The 18,737-nt window shown below is 64.5% G+C and carries 18 protein-coding genes; 9 read left to right on the top strand and 9 right to left on the bottom strand.

What is annotated here, in order from left to right:
- Positions 1-12: 12 nt before the first annotated feature.
- The gene (locus BM222_RS01895) at positions 13-414 is read right to left on the bottom strand and encodes a response regulator (RefSeq protein WP_092226570.1); all 402 of its coding nucleotides are present in this window, start codon (positions 412-414) and stop codon (positions 13-15) included.
- 90 nt (positions 415-504) lie between these two features.
- Between BM222_RS01895 and BM222_RS01890 the strand changes: the two genes are divergently transcribed.
- The 6 genes from BM222_RS01890 (at position 505) to BM222_RS40815 (ending at position 7,193) form a co-directional block, all read left to right on the top strand.
- The gene (locus BM222_RS01890) at positions 505-1,512 is read left to right on the top strand and encodes a chemotaxis protein CheB (RefSeq protein WP_092226817.1); all 1,008 of its coding nucleotides are present in this window, start codon (positions 505-507) and stop codon (positions 1,510-1,512) included.
- Between the two features lie 9 nt (positions 1,513-1,521).
- On the top strand, positions 1,522-1,803 hold the full coding sequence (locus BM222_RS01885; protein ID WP_092226569.1) for a hypothetical protein: 282 nt from the start codon (positions 1,522-1,524) through the stop codon (positions 1,801-1,803).
- Positions 1,804-1,932: 129 nt separating this feature from the next.
- Positions 1,933-5,100 carry a CheR family methyltransferase gene (locus tag BM222_RS01880; RefSeq protein ID WP_092226568.1) on the top strand — a complete coding sequence of 1,056 codons (3,168 nt, stop codon included), beginning with the start codon at positions 1,933-1,935 and terminating at the stop codon, positions 5,098-5,100.
- A complete protein-coding gene (locus BM222_RS01875; RefSeq protein WP_092226567.1) occupies positions 5,100-5,840 on the top strand; it encodes a Crp/Fnr family transcriptional regulator in 741 nt (246 codons plus the stop codon). The genes BM222_RS01880 and BM222_RS01875 overlap by 1 nt, the downstream gene beginning before the upstream one ends.
- 83 nt (positions 5,841-5,923) lie before the next feature.
- Positions 5,924-7,000 (top strand): flavodoxin family protein, encoded by a 1,077-nt coding sequence (locus tag BM222_RS01870; protein WP_092226566.1) that lies wholly within the window; start codon positions 5,924-5,926, stop codon positions 6,998-7,000.
- Positions 7,001-7,019: 19 nt separating this feature from the next.
- Positions 7,020-7,193, top strand: coding sequence for a hypothetical protein (locus tag BM222_RS40815; protein ID WP_092226565.1), 174 nt, complete (start codon positions 7,020-7,022; stop codon positions 7,191-7,193).
- Positions 7,194-7,195: 2 nt separating this feature from the next.
- Here the strand turns inward: BM222_RS40815 and BM222_RS01860 are convergent, their stop codons facing one another.
- The 8 genes from BM222_RS01860 to BM222_RS01825 form a co-directional block, all read right to left on the bottom strand.
- Positions 7,196-7,918, bottom strand: coding sequence for a DUF72 domain-containing protein (locus BM222_RS01860; protein ID WP_092226564.1), 723 nt, complete (start codon positions 7,916-7,918; stop codon positions 7,196-7,198).
- Positions 7,919-7,983: 65 nt separating this feature from the next.
- Positions 7,984-8,280 (bottom strand): hypothetical protein, encoded by a 297-nt coding sequence (locus tag BM222_RS01855; RefSeq protein ID WP_092226563.1) that lies wholly within the window; start codon positions 8,278-8,280, stop codon positions 7,984-7,986.
- Positions 8,281-8,362: 82 nt separating this feature from the next.
- The gene (locus BM222_RS01850) at positions 8,363-10,282 is read right to left on the bottom strand and encodes a potassium transporter Kup (RefSeq protein ID WP_092226562.1); all 1,920 of its coding nucleotides are present in this window, start codon (positions 10,280-10,282) and stop codon (positions 8,363-8,365) included.
- 144 nt (positions 10,283-10,426) lie between these two features.
- Positions 10,427-11,524 carry a Gfo/Idh/MocA family protein gene (locus BM222_RS01845; RefSeq protein ID WP_092226561.1) on the bottom strand — a complete coding sequence of 366 codons (1,098 nt, stop codon included), beginning with the start codon at positions 11,522-11,524 and terminating at the stop codon, positions 10,427-10,429.
- Between the two features lie 44 nt (positions 11,525-11,568).
- Positions 11,569-12,708: an N-acetylglucosamine-6-phosphate deacetylase gene (gene nagA, locus BM222_RS01840; protein ID WP_210188484.1), complete on the bottom strand. Its 1,140-nt coding sequence runs from the start codon at positions 12,706-12,708 to the stop codon at positions 11,569-11,571.
- Entirely contained in the window at positions 12,708-13,733 is a 1,026-nt protein-coding gene (locus tag BM222_RS01835; RefSeq protein ID WP_092226559.1) for an SIS domain-containing protein, read from the bottom strand. The genes nagA and BM222_RS01835 overlap by 1 nt, the downstream gene beginning before the upstream one ends.
- Complete coding sequence (locus BM222_RS01830) at positions 13,730-14,485, bottom strand: GntR family transcriptional regulator (protein ID WP_244546985.1); 756 nt, start codon at positions 14,483-14,485, stop codon at positions 13,730-13,732. The genes BM222_RS01835 and BM222_RS01830 overlap by 4 nt, the downstream gene beginning before the upstream one ends.
- Complete coding sequence (locus tag BM222_RS01825; RefSeq protein ID WP_177242945.1) at positions 14,476-15,360, bottom strand: glucosamine kinase nucleotide-binding domain-containing protein; 885 nt, start codon at positions 15,358-15,360, stop codon at positions 14,476-14,478. The genes BM222_RS01830 and BM222_RS01825 overlap by 10 nt, the downstream gene beginning before the upstream one ends.
- A gap of 93 nt (positions 15,361-15,453) precedes the next feature.
- Between BM222_RS01825 and BM222_RS01820 the strand changes: the two genes are divergently transcribed.
- From BM222_RS01820 to BM222_RS01810, 3 genes are all read left to right on the top strand, one after another.
- The gene (locus BM222_RS01820; protein WP_092226557.1) at positions 15,454-16,380 is read left to right on the top strand and encodes an N-acetylmuramic acid 6-phosphate etherase; all 927 of its coding nucleotides are present in this window, start codon (positions 15,454-15,456) and stop codon (positions 16,378-16,380) included.
- Positions 16,377-17,639 carry an ABC transporter substrate-binding protein gene (locus BM222_RS01815; protein ID WP_092226556.1) on the top strand — a complete coding sequence of 421 codons (1,263 nt, stop codon included), beginning with the start codon at positions 16,377-16,379 and terminating at the stop codon, positions 17,637-17,639. Before BM222_RS01820 ends, BM222_RS01815 begins: the two co-directional genes overlap by 4 nt.
- 143 nt (positions 17,640-17,782) lie before the next feature.
- Entirely contained in the window at positions 17,783-18,733 is a 951-nt protein-coding gene (locus BM222_RS01810) for a carbohydrate ABC transporter permease (RefSeq protein ID WP_092226555.1), read from the top strand.
- Positions 18,734-18,737: the final 4 nt, after the last annotated feature.

The following is an 18,737-nucleotide window of genomic DNA, read 5'->3' as shown; positions in this document are numbered from 1 at the left end:
CGACGAAGCGGGTCACATCTGCCGGGAGCTAATCAGCCCGCCGAGCCCGCGGGCCATTGCTGCAACGTCAACCGGCTTTTCCCATAGCACGACATCGTGGAATTCAGGTGCAATGCTGACCTTGTCGTAGCCGGTCGTGAACACGAACGGCACATGGCGCGCCCTGAGCTCCTGCGCGACAGGAAAGATCATCTCATTGCGGAGGTTCACGTCGAGCACCGCTCCATCGATGATCGAGCCGTCATGGAGGATGCGCAGCGCGTCCTCCATTTCGCCGACCGGTCCGGCGACCTCAGCCCCGAACGACCGAAACGCACGACTGATGTCGTCAGCGAGAAAATACTCGTCCTCGACGACGAGAATACGGCGTCCGGACAATGGCGCGCTCTCACGCGACAACGTTGCCGATACCATCTGGTGTTTCCCTCCGGCGTCACCAAGACATTGGAACATACGGCGAAGGACCGCCTTGGTGCAAACGAAGCATGCGATGGCGGGTTCCCGATGAGCAACCGTGACATCATCGTTATCGGCGGTTCCGCCGGCGCCACCGCGCCGTTGAAGCAAATTCTGGCCGCGTTGCCGCTCGACTTGCCGGCCGCGATCTTCATTGTCCTGCACATTCCAGCCCAGGGCATCGGCATCCTGTCCACGGTTGCCGCTGCGGCCGGCAGGCTGCCGGTGCATCAGGCCGTCGACGGGATGATCTTCGAGCGCGGCCATGTCTATCTGGCCGCTCCCGACCACCACCTCTTGCTATCAGGAGATCACATCCAGCTCGGGCGCGGTCCGCGCGAGAACATGGTCCGTCCGGCGATCGATGCCCTGTTCCGCTCCGCGGCGGTGCATCACGGTCCCCGCGTGATCGGGATCGTCCTGAGCGGTTTGCTGTCGGACGGCGCCGCCGGGCTCCATGCCATCAAGCGCTGCGGCGGGATGGCTCTGGTCCAAGAACCCGCCGACGCGATCTCGCCCGAAATGCCGCAGCGCGCCCTGGAGGCAACGATCGCCGATCTCTGTGTCCCCGCTGCAAAGCTCGGCGACGTGCTGTCCGATCTTGCCCGCGAGGCGCCGGGTAGTGCGCTCCCGGTGGCTCCTGACATCCGCCTGGAGGTCGAGATCGCAGCCGGCGAAAGGATCGGAACCGGAAGCCTCACCAAGATCGCCGATCCCGCGGCGCTGACCTGTCCCAGTTGCGGTGGGGTGCTGTCCGCCGTGAAGGGCGGCCACCCGATGCGGTTTCGCTGCCAGGTCGGCCATGCCTATACCGCCGACGCGCTCGCCAAGGAGCAGGAGGGACAGGTCGATGAGGCCTTGCGGGTGGCACTGCGGATCATCGAGGAGCGTGCTGAGCTGGTGCAGCGCATGGCGGACGATGGGCGGCGCAGCGGCCGCGCCGCGGTCGCCGAGATGTACGACGTTCGCGCCGCCGAATATCGCGAATATGCCGACATGATCCGGCGCGTCGTGCTACACTCGTTCGATCCGGCGATCCGCCCGCGAGAGACTTAAGGCGTTCCCATGGCTGTCTCCCTTGCCGAGCGGACCGAGCAACTCAACGCCGAGCAGCGCCTTCTTGTGAAGGCGGATAGCGACATCGACGAAGGTTGGCTGCGGATTCGCAGCCAGGAGGATCTGGTGCGCGAGCTCCGGGCCGGCGGGCATGACACACGGCAGGCGGAAAGGCTCGTCGATCTGCTCAAGCAAACCCTGCTGGAATGGGAGCGGCACCGCACCCTCATCCTCCAGCGGGTCCAGTTCCTTCAGCGCGAGGTCGATTCCGTGCCGCCCACGGCGGGTTGATCCGGGACAGATCGCGTCCGTCGTAGATGGGCGAGCAATTCCCGCCATTTAGCTGTTGGGATACCCTGAAATTCTGCTATTCCAAGCGCTTGGGATCTTCGATCCCGGAGAGCGAAAGTAGCGGCTGATATGGATGAAGTCGGCAAAGCAGAGGGGGATGGGGAGCGTCAGGTCAAGGCCCCGCTGATCATTGGCGTGGGTGCCTCGGCCGGCGCGATCGACAGTATCGAGCGCTTCTTCGGGAAGCTGACGCTGGGCGAGGATCAGGCGATCGTGCTCGTGCTTCAGAATCGTGAGGCTCTCTCCGACGAGCGGCTGCACGCAATCATTCAGCGTGCGAAGGGAGCCCAGTTCTCCCACGTCACCGACGGGATGACGCTTGAAGGCGGCACGATCTATCTCAGCCCGATGGCCATGATCACCACCATCCAGGGTGGCCGCCTCGCGGCGCGGAAGGCGGAGCAGGGGCCGGGCGAACGGGCGACCATCGACAGCTTCCTGGTGTCGCTGGCGGAAGAGCGCGCCGAGCAATCGATCGGCGTGCTGCTGAGCGGGACCGACGGCGACGGCACGTTGGGCGCGGCGACCTTGAAGGATCATGGCGGCCTCGCAATTGCGGAAAAGGTCGACGCGCACGAGTCCGAGCATCTGATCGACAGCAGCAAGCCAGCGGCCATCGCCGACTATGTGCTCTCGCCTGAGGACATTCCCGAACACATCCAGGTCTACGCGCGCCATCTGCGGCGTCTCGAGGAGAAGCAGGGTTTTGACGAGGTGCTGGCGGCCGCCGCGACCTCGCTGTCGCGCATCGCCGATATCCTGCGCAACAAGACCGGAAACGATTTCCACGGCTACAAGCAGAACACCTTCCTGCGCCGCGTCCAGCGCCGCATGCAGGTGGTGCAGATCGACGAGATCACCTCCTATGTCGATTTCCTGCGCAACGACAAGGACGAGGCCCAGCATCTCTTCAACGATCTCCTGATCGGCGTCACCGAGTTCTTTCGCGACAAGCGCGAATTCGAGGTGCTCGAGACGCAGATCATTCCGAAGATCTTCGAGAACAAGAACGTCGGGCAGCAGGTCCGCGTCTGGGTGCTCGGCTGCGCTACGGGCGAGGAAGCCTACTCGATCGGCATTCTCCTGCGGGAGCGTATGGCGACGCTGGACTCCGCCCCGCAGGTTCAGATTTTCGCGACCGACATCGACGGAAGGGCGCTCGCGACCGCGCGCGTCGGTCGCTACCGCACCAACATCGAGCAGGACATGACGCCCGAGCGCCTGGCGCGCTGGTTCGTGCGCGAAGGCGACACCTATTGCGTGGTCAAGGAACTCCGGGAGATGTGCATCTTCTCCCAGCACAACGTCATCAAGGACGCGCCGTTCTCGAAGCTCGATCTGGTCTCCTGCCGCAATTTGCTGATCTATCTGAACGCGGAGCTTCAGAACCGCGTCATCCCGCTGTTTCACTTTGCGCTGCTGCCGGACCGCTATCTGTTCCTCGGCAATTCCGAGAACGTGACGCGGCATCCGAAGCTGTTCGCGCCGGTCGACCGTCGCGCCCGCATCTTCAAGAAGCTCGAAACCGGCACGCGGCTGCCGCCGGAATTTCCGATCTCGACGGCGGCGGGCCGCGCTCCTGTCGAGCTGCCGCCTGTTCGTTCGTTCGGTCCCGACGTCGGGCTGGAGCGCCGCGCACAGCGGATCGCCGAGCGTTATGCGCCGGCCTATGTGATCACCGACGACAATTTCCAGATCCTGCATTTTTCCGGCCGCACCGGGCGCTATATCGAGCCGACGGCGGGCGCCGCCTCGCTCGATCTTCTTCAACTCGTGCATCGCGATCTCCGGCTGGAATTGCGGACGACGCTGAGCCGCGCGGCAGAGACCAACGAGCCCGCCCATGCCGAACAAGTCCAGCTTGGGGTCAATGGCCATCGCGTGCTCGTCGACATCACCGTCGAACCGATCCAGGACGGCGCCGGCGGTCACCGAAACTTCGTCGTGCTGTTCAAGGACGGCCCGGCGCGCGGCCTGGAAGCAAGCGATGGCAATGCCGGCAGCCTGGTGCGAACCGAGCATGTCGAGCGGCTCGAAAGCGATTTGCGGGCAACCCGTGAACGTCTCCAGGCGACCATCGAGGAGCTCGAAAGCACCAACGAGGAACTGAAGTCCTCGAACGAGGAATACCAGTCGCTCAACGAAGAACTGCAATCGGCCAACGAGGAGCTCGAAACGTCGCGCGAGGAATTGCAGTCGGTCAACGAGGAGCTGACCACGGTCAACGGCGAACTGGCACACCGGGTCCAGGAGCTGACCCGCGCCACCAGCGACTTGAAAAATTTTCTCGAGAGCACGCAGATCGCGACCGTCTTCCTGGACAACGATCTGCGCGTGATGAACTTCACGCCCGCGATCACGCAGATCCTGCATCTGGTCGAGACCGATGTCGGCCGCCCGATCGCGCACATCAAGGCGCGCATTCCGATCGAGGAGCTCTACGACGATGTGCGTCGCGTGCTGCGCACCCTGGCCAGCGCCGAGCGCGAGCTGACCGCGCCCGACAGCGGCACGCGCTATATCGTGCGCATCCTGCCCTATCGTAGCATCGACAATTTCATTGCCGGCGTGGTCATCACCTTCATCGACGTCACGGCGATCACGCGCGCCGAAGAGCGGCAGCGGCTTCTGCTGGCCGAGCTTCAACACCGCGTGCGCAACACACTCGGTGTCGTCAGGTCGATCGCCCGCCGTTCCGCAGAGACGAGCTCGACGGTCGAGGAGTATTCGGCGCATCTCGATGGCCGGCTCAACGCCTTTGCGCGGACGCAGGCCTTGGTGACGCGCGATCCCGAAGGCGGCGTCGATCTCGAATATCTCGTGATCGAGGAGCTTCTCGCCTATAACGCCCGGGAGGGTGAGCAGTTGCGCGTCTCCGGCCCCGCAGTGCGTTTCCAGCCGAAGTCGGCCGAGACCTTTGCGCTGGCCATCCACGAACTGGCCACCAACGCGCTCAAATATGGTTCGCTGGGGCAGCCGTCGGGACGGCTCGAGATCTCCTGGCGCATCGACGAAGCGTCGACCCCGCCGCAACTGTTGTTCGACTGGCGCGAGCGGGGTGGGCCGGCCGTGACGCAACCTGCACGCAAGGGTTTTGGATCGGAGCTTCTGGAGCGCACTTTGGCGTTCGACCTGAAGGGGCACACGAGCATGTCCTTCAACGGCTCCGGGCTTCACTGCCAGATCGCGATTCCGCTGACCAAAAGAACCTTTCACACGCCTTCGATGGACGGCTGATGCGCTCCCGCGGCACCGATGGAGGTCTGGCACACGCGGCCGTCCGCCGCCTCAATGCGTTGCGGCCCCTGTCCGAGGAAGCGGTCGCGGCGCTCGAACAGACTATTCTCGAAGGTCTGTTCCGGGCGGGGCCGGGCGAAGATCTGGTTGCCGAAGGCGATCGGGTCGACAGCGTCCGGGTGGTGCTCTCGGGCTGGCTGTTCCGGCACAAGACGCTCGAGGACGGCCGGCGGCAGATCGTCAACTTCATCCTGCCCGGCGAGACCTGCGACGCGCATGCTTATCTGCTGCCCATGATCGACCATTCGATCACCACGGCCACGGCTGTTGCTTACGCCGAGATCAAGCGGGCCCGTTTCGAGAAGCTCACGTCGAGCGAGCCAACGCTTGCCGAAGCGTTCTTGTGCGAGACGGCGCTGAACAACGCGATCCAGCGCGAATGGGCCATCAACCTTGGACGACGTGTCGCACTGGAGAAAGTGGCCCATCTGTTCTGCGAAATCTACGAGCGGCTTCGCCCGGTCGGTCAGGTCGACGGCACCTCGTGCAGCTTTCCTGTGACCCAGATGGATCTGGCTGACGCGACCGGGCTTTCCGTGGTCCACCTCAACCGCACCATCCAGGAACTGAGGGCGTCCGGGCTGATCACGCTGCGGGAGCGGACGCTGACGATTCCGGATCTGGATGCACTCAAGAGCGCGGCGCTGTTTTCACCGGGCTATTTGCAGCTTTATCGGTGAGGCGGCAGGCACCGTGGGATGCTTAGGAACTGCGCGCGGCAATTCGGGTTGGTTCGATCGGACCAATCGATCGAGGAGCCAGCATGGCGGATCCAGACGTTCGCAAGGGGATGCCGCCCGTCAAGCTGTCGCGTGAGGAATTCGAAAGCCGCTACAAGAGCCAGTTCGTCGATCCTGCCTTCGCTCCGCTCGCTCACGAACTCGACGCGATCGTCGGCGCCGCCTGGGATGCTTATAGTCATTCGCGCAAAGCGCCGGTGACGCGCAAGGCGGGCGCGGGCTTTGCTGATCCCGACTACGATCTCGCCGTCGACTGGCTGGCCGCGCGCGATGCCATCCTTGGGGCACAGCGGCAGCACGACGATGCCGGCGCGGCGCCGCGCATCCTCGTCATCAACGGCTCGGCGCGCAGTGAGCACACCTGTCCCGGCGAGATGTCCAAGACGTGGCGGATGGTCAAGCTCGCCGAGCCTGTTTTCACCGAGATGGGCTTTGCCGTCGACATCCTCGATCTCTCCCGCCTGACGTCCGAGTTCGGCAAGAACATTCATCCCTGCAAATCCTGCGTCTCCACCGCCATGCCGCTCTGCCACTGGCCGTGCAGTTGCTATCCCAACTATTCGCTGGGCCAGACCAGCGACTGGATGAACGAGATCTATCCGCTCTGGGTTGCCGCGCATGGCATCCTGATCGTGGCCCCGGTGAACTGGTACCACGTGCCGGGCGGTCTCAAGGCGATGATGGATCGGCTGGTCTGCGCCGACGGCGGCAACCCGGACCCGACATCGACGCACGGCAAGAAGGCCGCTGAAGCCAAGGCGCTGGAGCTCAAGGGCTGGCCCTATCCGCGTCATCTCGCCGGCCGCCATTTCGGCCTCATCGTTCACGGCGACAGCGTCGGTGCCGAGGGCGTTCGCCGAACGCTGTCCGATTGGCTGACCGACATGCATCTGATCTCCGCGGGCCGCTTCGGTGAGACGGACGGCTACGTCGGCTACATGGAGCAATATGCGACCTCTCACTTGGCGCTGGACGAAGATCGTGCGTTTCAGCAGGACGTGCTGAATGCAGCCAAGACGCTTGGCCGCGCCGTGAAGCTCGCCCGGAGCGGGCAACTGTTGGAGCCGGGTGTCGGTCTCGAAGAGCCAGCCCCGAAATGATCGCCTGAAAGGACGACGAATGCTGGAAGAGAAGCTCAAGGAAGCCATCATCGGCGAGCTCAAGCGTCAGGCGGCCAACCGGCCGCAGGCGCTGAAGGTCGAGGGCTCTGCGGAAGAGCTGATCGTCAACGGAAAGATCGACCTGGCCGACCTCGTCATGGTGATCGCCGGCTCGGTCGCCGGCGGCCCATAGCGCTAAAGCATCGCCTTGAGCTTCAGCGCATCGGCAGGGGCCGCGCTCTTCTGGTCGTTGTCGAAATAGACATAGACGTCGCAGCCTTGCCGCTTCCAGGATGTGATGCGCCGCGCCCATTGCGTCAGTGTCGAGCGGCCATAGTGGCCGTAATAGCGTCCGCCCGGCCCGTGGCCGCGCACATAGACGAAATCTGCCGTGCGCTTCCAGGGCGCCGGTGCATCGTGATGGTCCGACAGGCAGAGCGAGATGTTCTGGTCAGCGAGCATCCTGAGAATGCGGGGTTGGTACCAGCTTGGATGTCGAAACTCGAAGCTATAGCGGCGCTTCTTCGTGAGCAGCTTGAAGAACGATGCGAGCCTGTCGGGATTTGCCTCGAACCGGGGCGGCAACTGAAACAGGATCGGTCCGGCCTTGCCGCCCAAAGCGGAGATGCGGTCCTCCAGCAATGCGAGGCTGTTTTCGCTGGCGTCGGACAGGCGCTTCCAATGCGTGATGAACTTGGATGCCTTCCAGGTGAAGACGAAATCCTCAGCCGTCTGATCCCGCCATGCCTTCACGGCTTGCGGTGTCGGTGTCCGGTAGAACACGCCGTTGAGCTCGGTCGTCTCGAACCGGCTGGCATAGTAGCGAAGCTGCTCTTTCAGCGGCAGGCCATCCGGAAAGAAGGGACCGCGCCATGAATCGTAGTGCCAGCCGGAAGTACCGATCAGAACGCGTGACATCTCTGACAGCCGCTGTTGGTCGCGGTCGATCGAGCCGAGGCTCCAGCGAACAACGCCCTCGACCGTCAGCGCCGCTTCGTCGCGCGAGCCTTGGTCGCGCGGCGGTTATAGGGCGAGCGATTGACCGGCTTGAGCGAGATGCCTTCGCGCTGCGCCTTGCTGCGGATTGCGGCGATCGGGCGCTGAAGTTTGATGCTCATGACGCCGGTGGGCGTATTTCCCTTCGCGAGCTGCCGCAGCATCTTGACGTCGGCCGTCGACCACGGCTGACGCGAGCGACGCTTGTACGAAGGGTTTGCTTTGCGCGGTCCCTTCTTGCCGATCGGCGAGCCGGGCCGCTTCCAGGTTGCTGTGCGTGCCATGTTGATCCTCCTGGAATCCTAAAGCACGAATCAGGGTGTTGGTTCCGACATCGGCTGCGCGCGCCAACGAAGCCAGACGTGATCACAACTCTATCCTGCGGCCGAGCTCGACCAGCGCATTGCTGGGCATCTGGAACCGATCCACGGCATGTGCGGAATTGCGAACCATGAAGCCAAACAGGCTCGTTCGCCAGCGCGACAGCAGTGAGCTGCCGGGGCGATTGACCGGATCGTATCGCTCGACATAGTAGGTGGGCCGCTCCCAGGCGGGCAGTCCCTCGCGTTTTGCCTGTGCGATGACGGACGGAAGATCGGGAATCTCGACGAAGCCGAAACGGACCATCATGTGCCACACGCCTTCGCCGAGCTGTTCGCACTTGACGCGATCGGGCGCGCTGATGCGCGGCATGGCTTCGAAACTGACGGTGAGGGCGATCACGGTCTGATGCAGCGACCGGGTCTGTCTCACGTAATTGACGATCATCGGCGGCATGCCCGTGCCAAGGCGCGTCAGGAACACGCCGGTCCCCGAGATCCGCGCGATGTTTTCTTCGGCGAGCCGGGTGATGAATTCTTCGATTGACTCCGAGCGCGCGGCATTCCGGCGATGCAGCCTGGCGACGCCGTCGTGCCAAATGAGCATGACGGTAAACACCAGCGCGCCGAAGGCGAGGGGTATCCATCCTCCGTCCAGGATCTTGAGCAGGTTGGCGCCAAAGAATGCCAAATCGACGATGCCGAGGGCGCCGGCCAGGGCGATCGACCGCCAGATGCTCCAATGCCAGCGCGCGTGCATGACCGCGAACAAGAGCACCGTGGTGAGCACCATGGTGGTAGAGACGGCGGTCCCGTACGCACCCGCAAGACGGTCCGAGCTGCCAAACCCGATCGTGAGCGCGATGGTCAGGATCATCATGGTCCAGTTCACGAACGGGGCGTAGATCTGACCGTATTGGTCGGCGGAGGTCTGGAAGATCCGGACGCCCGGAAACCAGCCGAGCTGCATGGCTTGCCTGGTCATCGAGAACGAGCCGGTGATGATGGCCTGGCTCGCAATGATCGTCGCCAGCGTTGCAAGAAGGACCAGCGGGTAGACCGCCCAGGCTGGCGCCATCAGGAAAAAGGGATTGCCCTCATGATTTGGCGCATCGACGAAATTGCCGACTTGCCCGGCATAGTTCAGGACCAGGGCTGGAAGCACGATGCTGAACCAAGCCAGCCTGATGGGGGTCCGGCCGACATGTCCCATGTCAGCATAAAGCGCCTCGCCGCCGGTCAGGGCGAGAAACACGCCGCCAAGCAGCGCGAAGCCGACGAGGCCATGATCGACGAGCAGCTTGATGCCATAGCTCGGGTTGAGCGCGGCCAGTACGCCGACGTGACGGGCGATGCCCAACACTCCGAGCACTCCCATCGTGATAAACCAGAGCAGCATGATGGGGCCGAATGCCCGTCCGACGATTGCCGTGCCGCGGCTCTGGATCGCGAACAGCGCGGTGAGGATCGCGACGGCGATCGGCATCGTGTAGGGCTTGAAGACCGACGTCGCCACGTTCAAGCCTTCGACGGCGCTCAAGACCGAGATGGCAGGGGTGATGATGCCATCGCCGTAGATCAAGGCGGCGCCGAACAGCCCGGCCATGATCAACAAGCGCCCGCGACGCGACCCGCGTGCCCCCGTGAGCGCCATCAGCGCCAGGATGCCACCTTCGCCGTGATTGTCGGCCCGCATGACGAAGAGGCCGTATTTGATCGTGATGGTGATGATCAGGGCCCAGATGATCAGCGACAGCGAGCCCAGCGCTGCCTCCGCGGAGAAGTCCCGGCCCATCATCTGCCTGATCGTTTGCAACGTATACAGGGGGCTCGTGCCCAGATCGCCATAGACGATCCCGAGTGCAAGCAGGATCGTGGAGAGACTTGGCGGGTGTCCGACGCGAGCTTGGGGGGAACCGGTCCCGCCGGTTTTGGCGCAAACTGCTGATGTCGCGGTGCTAGACATCAGGCCGAACGGGATGGTTCGGATGTCGTGTCGCGATCCACCGGATTGAATCGGTCGCTGGGCATGACCCGTTAACGCGCGCCGTCGGGATTGTTCCGATTCACTCGCGGAGTTCCCACGTGCACGGTGCCACGCGCGGCGGACCTACAGGCGGACGGCTTCACCGCTGCGAACGCTCTCGTCGGCGGCAAAGACGATGCGTAGTGAGTTGATCGCGTCCTCGTGATGTTCGGACAGGTCGATCTCGCCACGGATCGCCCCGAGAAACAGCCGCTGCTCGCGCTCGCAGAGCTCCTGGTGGCGGGGTTCGTCGGCGGTCGAGAGGAGTTCGTCGGGTCTTGCGAAACGACCCTCGGGGGTACGAGCCGCGTGATGGATACGAAGCGCGTTGGTCTGGGTGTGGGTGTCGTGGTCCGCCGAACTCGCAGCCGGCCCGGTGCTCTCCTTCGCAACGATCGACACGCTGCCGTTCGGCCCGATGATGTCCTTCACGAAATGAGCGGTCTCGCTCATCATCGGTCCCCAGCCGACCTCGTACCAGCCGACCGATCCGTCGTCGAACACGATGTGAAGATGGCCGTAATTGTGCATGTCAGGCGCGATCTCGTCCGTGAGCCGCGCCCCGACGGCATGGACCATGACAGGACGCGCGCGTGTCACCTGGCACATGATGTCGACATAGTGGACGCCGCAATCGACGATCGGCGAAGTCGACAGCATGAGCTTCTTGTGGACCTCCCAGAAGGAGCCGTCCGATTGCTGGTTGAGATTCATGCGCATCACGAGCGGCTTTCCGAGCGTACGGCCGATCTCGACGAAGCGCGACCATGATGGGTGAACGCGCAGGATGTAGCCGATCAGAAGCGCCTTTCCGCTCGTCCGCGCGGCGTCGACCACACGACTGGCTGATGCCAGCGTGTCGGCCAAGGGCTTTTCGCAGAACACATGCGCACCGGCCGCGAAAGCCCGAAGAGCCATGTCGGCATGATGTTCGGTGTACGTACAAATGGCGACGGCATCCGGACGCAGCGTCGCGAGAGCCTCGTCGTATCGTTCGAAACGCGGCACACCGGGAAACTCGCCCTCGAGATCCTGGCGCTCAGCCGCACGGGAGGTGCAGAGGCCTGCGAGCTCGAAGCCTTCGATCGCTCTGTAGGCGCGGGCGTGGCTGGTTCCCATGGTGCCGAGGCCGACGACGAGAACGCGTATTCGCTGTTCGGTCGAAGCGGATGGCGAGGGCATGGCTCAAATCCTTCAGTGGAAACAATCCTCGGCGGATCCGTGAATCAGGCAATGCCAGCGGCTGGGCTACCCTCGATCCAGGTTTCGAGGACGCGCAAATCGTCGTCGAGGTGCACGAGGCTCGCCAGATATCCGGGCGCGATGCGGCCGAGCTCGGTTTCACGCCGCAGAAATGCCGCTGGAACGCGCGACGCCATTGCGAGGGCATCGGCGAGATCGAGCCCCACGACATTGACCGCATAGCGCACGGCCCCGTCCATTGTCAGAACCGAACCGGCGAGCGTTCCGTCGTCGAGGCGCAGGCAGCCGTCTGCGCACGTCACGCGGCGGCCCTGGAGATCGAAATTGTCGGGTCCACCGGCCGCCGGCGGCATCGCGTCGGTGATCAACATGAAACGATCGTGCCGCTTGGCGGCAAGGGCGACGCGCAGGTTCGCCGGGTGGACATGATGGCCATCGGCGATGATGCCCACGAACGCTTCATCGAGATCGAGCGCGGCACCGACCATACCCGGCTCGCGTCCGACCGGCGCGCTCATCGCATTGAACAGATGGGTGAACGCGCGCGCGCCCGCGCCGACGGCGGCGCGCGCCTCCTCGTAGCTCGCTCCCGAATGGCCGAGCGAGACGAGCACGCCGTGCCGGGCGAGTTCGGCGATGCTCTCCGCGCTGACCCGATTGGGCGCGAGCGTCAGCATGACCGCGCCGCAATTCGCGTTGGCGATCGTCGTGAGGTCGCTGGCCTGGAGGCTGCGGATGTATTTCAGCTCGTGCGCACCCTTGCGGCGCGGGTCGAGGAACGGCCCTTCCAGATGGATGCCGAGGGTTGCCCGGGTCAGACGCCGCGCCTCGCGCGTTGCGGCAATCGCCGACGCCATCACTTGCGGCGCATCGGTGACCAGCGTCGGCAACAGCCCGACGGTCCCGTACTTGCGATGTGCGGCGGCGATGCGCGCGATGCCTTCCGGCGTCGGATCCTCGTTGAACAGGACCCCGCCGCCACCATTGACCTGGACGTCGATATAGCCAGGCGCAAGCAGGCCGCCGCCGAGATCGCGCACGGCACCGTCAGGCCTCTCGGAGTAAGGGATGATTGCGGCGATACGCTCGCCTTCGATGACAACCGCATGGTCATCGAGAAAGCGTTCGCCGTCGAAAATTCGCGCGCCGGACAGAACGATCATCAAACGGTCTCCGTCACCTTGCGCAGGTTGCGCGGGCGGTCAGGATCGCGACCGAGCCGAAGCGCAAGCGCCTCGGCAAGGTGGTAGAAGCGGTGGATCATGACGATCGGCTCCAGCAGGGTCGCCTCGACCTTCGCGGTGGCGAGGCGATGCGCCTCGTCACCGCCGCCCGCCTCGATTGCGATCACCGTCGCGCCCGCATCGGCCAGAGCCGTGAGCGTCGGCAGCATGCCTTCGCGCGCCGCGTCGGACGGCACGAAGGCGATGACGGGAAAGCCTGGGGCCACGAGTTCAGCCGGGCCATGCAGCACCTCGGCGGCGGAGTAGGCCTCGGCGTGAATCGCGCAGGTTTCCTTGAGCTTCAGCGCCGCCTCCGCGGCGATCGCGAGCGTGGCGCCGCGGCCCAGCACGAAAGCGCTGCGAGCATTCGCGAGTTGTTCCAGCATCGCCGCGGGCGGCGGCGCCGCTTGTCCGCGCAGCACATCCGGCAGGCCGGTGAGGGCGTCTGTGAGCTGCCGATCCTCGCGCCAGGCCGCGACCAGGCTCGCGCCCGCGGCGAGGCCCGCCACCATCGATTTGGTCGCGGCGACCGAACGTTCCGTGCCGGCGCACAATGGCAGCAGCACTTCGGCCCCTTGCGCCAGCGGTGAGGCCGCGTCGTTGACCAGTGCGACCGCCAGCGCACCGCCGCCTCGCGCGGCGCGCTGCATTTCGATGATGTCCGGGCTGCGTCCCGATTGCGAGATCGCGACGGAAACGCCGCCTTCGAGCCGCATGGGCGTGCGATAAAGCGTCGCGATGGAGGGGCCTATGGAGGCACAGGGCACCCCCGAAACAATCTCGACGAGGTATTTCAGGTAGAGCGCGCAGCAGTCCGACGAGCCGCGGCCGATGGTCGCGACCACGGGCGGATCGAGGGCGCGCAGACGCGTTCCGAGCTCAGCGAGCCGCTCGGCATTCTGGCCCAGCTGGCGCGCGACGGCATCGCCTGCCTCGCCGATCTCCTGAAGCATGTGCGTCGTCATCGGTGCGCCTTTCGGGCCGGCGGCGACAGCGTGAGCTCGGAGACGAAGTCGTAGGCGTCGGCGCGGTACCAGGATTTCGTGAATTCGACGCAGGATCCGTCGGCGAGATAGGCGATGCGCTGGATATAGAGCGCCGGGCTGTCCGGTGCGACTCCGAGCAATTCCGCATCCGCTTGATCAACGAGGGTCGCCCGCAATCGCTGCAGGCCCCGTGCGGGCCTGAAGCCACGCGCGGAGAGCGCCTCGTAAAGCGAGCCGCCGACGGAGTTCTGTTCGGGAAGAAAGCGTATCGGCACGGCGGCGCGTTCGATCGCCATCGGCGAACCGTCGGCCAGGCGCAGGCGCCCGAGCCGGAACACGCGTTCGTTCGGCCGCACGCCAAGCATCATGGCCTCTTCCGGCGTCGGCAGGAACACCCCGCGCTCGAGCTCGCGCGAACTCGCCTCCAATCCGCGCAGCCGCATGTCTTCCGTGAAGCTCGTCAGGCGCGACGAGGGCTGCTCGACGCGCGGGGTCGCGCGATGGATGAAAGTGCCGGCGCCATGGCGGTGAAACAGCACGCCCTCGGCAATCAGATCGGCAATCGCCTTGCGCAGCGTGGTTCGCGACACGTCGAGCAGATCGCACAAGATGCGTTCGGCCGGAAGCAATTGCGTCTCCGCGAAGCGCCCGGTCTCGATCTCGCGCCGAAGCGCGTCGACCACGGCACGATAGAGTTTCTGGCCCGGCGCGGTTTCGACCGTCAGGGACATGCCGCGTCCTCCACGAGCGTTCCGCCGGCGAGCAGGATCGCGCCGTCGACCGCGTCGCGCCGCGGCGGAGCGAGGCGCTTGGCCACATCAGGCGGCAAAAAGGGGCGCAAGGGCTCGCCGAAGCCGCCGGCGAGCGCGATGCGCTCGGCGCCGAGTGCGCTCAGCGCGTTGGCGAGCGCTGCAATCGCGCTGGCTGCTTCGTCGACGATTTCACGCGCGCGCATATCCCCTGACCTGGCGACGTCCAGGATCTGGGGCGCGAAGGCGCCGTAGTCTCTGGGCCTCGCGTCCGCTGCCCAGCGGCTCATCCGCAATGGATCGTCATCGAAATGGCGCCCGAGCGCCTGCGCAAGCCCGCTCATCGGCTCGAGGCCATCGATCGCCCGCAGCGTCGCGCGTAGCGCCGACTCGCCGAGCCGCGCGGCAGATCCGTCGTCGCCGAGCCAGAAACCGCGGCCGCCGATGATGGCCGTTCGAGCTCCGACGCGCGCGATGCCCGCCGAGCCGGTGCCCGCGATGATCAGGCCGCCGTCGCCGAGGCCATTGGCGCCGACGCAGGCGGCGACCGCATCATTGACCGCGACGATGCGCGCAAAGCCGGGCAGGGCGGCGGAGACGCGCTCTGCTTCCTTGTCATCCGAAAGCCCGGCAAGGCTGAGCCCGACTGCGATCTCGTGCCTTGGCGCGCCGGCAGCAATTGCACAGTCCATCGTTTCGCGGACGACCCGCATGGCCTCGTCGAAATCGAGATAGATGTTCGAAGCCGGCCCGAGGCCGTGCCCGAGCTCGCGGCCCGACGAATCCCGCAGTCTCGCGCGGCAGCGCGTCCCGCCGCCGTCCACACCGAGAAAGAACTGGGCTGTCGCCGTCGCCAAGGAGCCTCCTAAAATATTTCTTAACGCCTCTAGACAAGTGGTATGTCACGTGGCTAAAACAAATACAAGAGGTATCTACCATTGGTATTCACGATGTCGGTACTGCGGAGCTCGGAGGCGGACGGGGAGAGGCGTGGCGGCACGACCGGTGCCGAGGCGCTGTTCGCTGAGGCGATGCTCGCATCCTACCGTCGGGCGATCGCTTCGGTGGCGGCTGCCAGCGGCGACATCCGCGCCGCCGCGCTTCGCCTTGCTGCGATCTGGCGAGCAGGCGGGCGTCTGGTCTATGCGGGCGCCGGCTCCTCCGGTCTTGCGGCGGCCGAAGATGCCGCCGAGCTTCCCGGTACCTTCGGACTCGAGCAGAGCCGTATCGCAATTGTCCTGCCGGGCGGGATCGCCGAGCCGTTCCGCATTGATGGCGGCGCGGAGGATGATGCCGCAGCCGGCGAGCGGGCTATCACCGCGCTCGGTGATCTCTCTCGGGATGCCTTGATTGTCGTATCGGCGAGCGGCTCGACGCCGTTCACCGTCGCAGCCGCCGCCGCGGCGCGTCGCCGTGGCGCTTTCGTGGTCGCGATCGCGCATCGCCCAGGTTCACCCTTGCTCGTCGGTGCCGACGCATCGATTCTGCTCGAAAGCGGGGAGGAGGCGCTGCGAGGGTCGACCCGGCTTGCGGCCGGCGCGGCGCAAAAGGCCGCGCTCGGCATGCTCTCATCATTGATGGGATTCGAGTTGGGGCACATTCACCAGGGCCTCATGGTCAACCTGAAGGCCGACAACGCAAAATTGCGCGAGCGGGCGCGTGGGATCGTCGCAACAATCGCCGGCGTCAGCGATGCCAAGGCGGAAGCGGCGCTGCGGCAGGCCGGCGGCGAGGTCAAGCCGGCGATCCTGATTGCCTGCGGTATCGTCAGCATGAGCGAAGCCGTCACGTGGCTCGCTGTTGCGGAAGGTCGGATCGACGAAGCGTTGCGTCAATGGAATCACGGGCGAAAACCCGAACAAGGGAGCGTAGCATGAGACGGACATTCAAGGCTGCAATGGGAGCTGAGGTTGCCGCGTTGGCGTTGCTTGCGGGGCTTGCGTCGGCTCAGGCAGGCTCGCTGAAGATCGAGAGCTGGCGCAACGACGACGCCGACATCTGGAACTCGAAGATCATTCCCGCCTTCAATAAGCACTATCCCGACATCAAGATCGAATTCGCGCCATCGGCGCCCAAGGAATACAACGCCGCCCTCAATGCGCGGCTCGATGGCGGCACCGCCGGCGACCTCATCACATGCCGTCCCTTCGACGCATCGCTCGCGCTCTATCAGAAGCATCAGCTCGACCCGGTCGACGGCCTCCAGGGCATGGACAATTTCTCCGATGTCGCGAAGGCCGCATGGCAAACCGATGACGGCAAAACCACCTTCTGCGTGCCGATCGCGTCCGTCATCGCCGGCTTCATCTACAACAAGGAAGCCTTCGCCAAGGTCGGCCTGTCCGAGCCGAAGACGCTCGAGGAATTCCACGCCGCGCTCGACAAGCTGAAGAAGGACGGGACCTATGTCCCGCTGGTGATGGGCACGGCTGACCAGTGGGAGGCCGCGACCATGGGATTCCAGAACATCGGTCCCGACTATTGGAAGGGCGAGACCGGTCGCGCCAACCTGATTTCCGGCAAGGAGAAGCTCACGGATCCGCAATACATCGCGGCCTTCAAGGAGATCGCAAGCTGGGCGCCCTATCTCGGGTCGGGCTTTCAGGCGCAGACCTATGCTGACAGTCAGAACCTGTTCTCGCTCGGCAAGGGCGCGATCTACGCGGCTGGCTCGTGGGACATCTCGACGTTCCGCGGGCAGGCGAAGTTCGCCATGGGGGCATTCCCGCCGCCGCAGCCGGCCGGCACGACGGATTGCTACATTTCCGATCACACCGACATCGCGATGGGCGTCAACGCAGCGTCGAAGAACAAGGACGACGCCAAGAAGTTCCTGGAATGGCTGACGACGCCGGAATTCGCGACGATCTACGCCAACGCGCTTCCGGGCTTCTTCCCCCTCGCCAAGACCCCCGTGAAGGTCGACGACGACGTCGCGGCGACGATGGTCGGATGGCGCCAGACCTGCAAGTCGACGATCCGCAACTCGTATCAGATCCTGTCGCGCGGTACGCCTAATCTGGAAAATGAGCTTTGGAACGTTTCGGCGCAGGTCGTCAACGGCAAGCTGACGCCCGAGGCCGCCGGCAAGCAGCTGCAGGATGGCCTCGACAAGTGGTACAAGCCCGCCAAGTGACACCAGTCCCTCTCTCCGCTTTCGCGGGGAGAGGGATTTTTCTTGTTTGGTTCGATAGTTGCTGCACCCCCCGCGAGCCCATGGCGCAAGCCTCAAGCGCGGAAAGGGACGATAGCGCACGGTAGGTTCAATCTTTTTCCGTCATGCCCGAATCGGTCTCGAACATCACCGCCCAGATGCCTCGCGCCAAGCTCGCGGGCCTTCTGCTGTTCTTCCTCGGACCGGCGGTCGCGATCTACACCTTGTTCTCGATCTATCCGCTCGTCGCGACCATGGCGCTCTCCACCTACACAAGCGATCCGTCCGGCGCCCGGTCTTTCGTCGGGCTTGCCAACTTCAAAACGCTGCTCGGTGACGCGCTGTGGTCGAAGCCGTTCTGGAATGCCCTCGGCAACAATTTGATATTCTTCGCCGTGCACATGTGCGTGCAGAATCCCGTTGGCATCGCACTCGCGGGATTGCTCAGCCTGCCGGGCCTGCGGCTCAGGGGCTTTTATCGCACCGTGATGTTTCTCCCGACGATGCTTTCGGTCGTCATCGTCGGCTTCTCCTGGAATTTGATCCTTTCCCCGCTCTGGGGCGTCGCCGCCGGCGCCTTGAAGGCCGTGGGGCTGGGCTCACTGTTCGCTCCCTGGCTTGGGCTCGAATCGAGCGCACTCGTCACCCTGTCCCTCATCTCTGTCTGGCAATTCGTCGGCATTCCGATGATGTTGATCTACGCCGCGCTGCTCAACATCCCCGACGAGTTGATCGATGCGGCACGCGTCGACGGGCTCGGACAGTTTCGCATCTTCTTCCACATCAAGCTTCCGCTCGTCCTGCCGACGATCAGTCTGGTCTCGGTCTTGACCTTTGTCGCCAACTTCAACGCTTTCGATTTGATCTACTCGGTCAAGGGGGCGCTTGCGGGGCCGAATTTCGCCACCGACATCCTCGGCACGTTTTTCTACCGCACCTTCTTCGGCAATCAGCTCCAGCTCGGTAATCCGACCATGGGCTCAGCGGTCGCGACCGTGATGTTTTTCATCATTCTCCTCGGCCTCTGCCTCTATCTCTTCTTCGTGCAGCGGCGCATTCGCCGTTACGCTTTCTGAGGTG

The organism is Bradyrhizobium sp. Gha, assembly GCF_900113735.1.
GTDB lineage: Bacteria > Pseudomonadota > Alphaproteobacteria > Rhizobiales > Xanthobacteraceae > Bradyrhizobium.
This window is presented reverse-complemented; position numbering and strand designations above follow the sequence as displayed.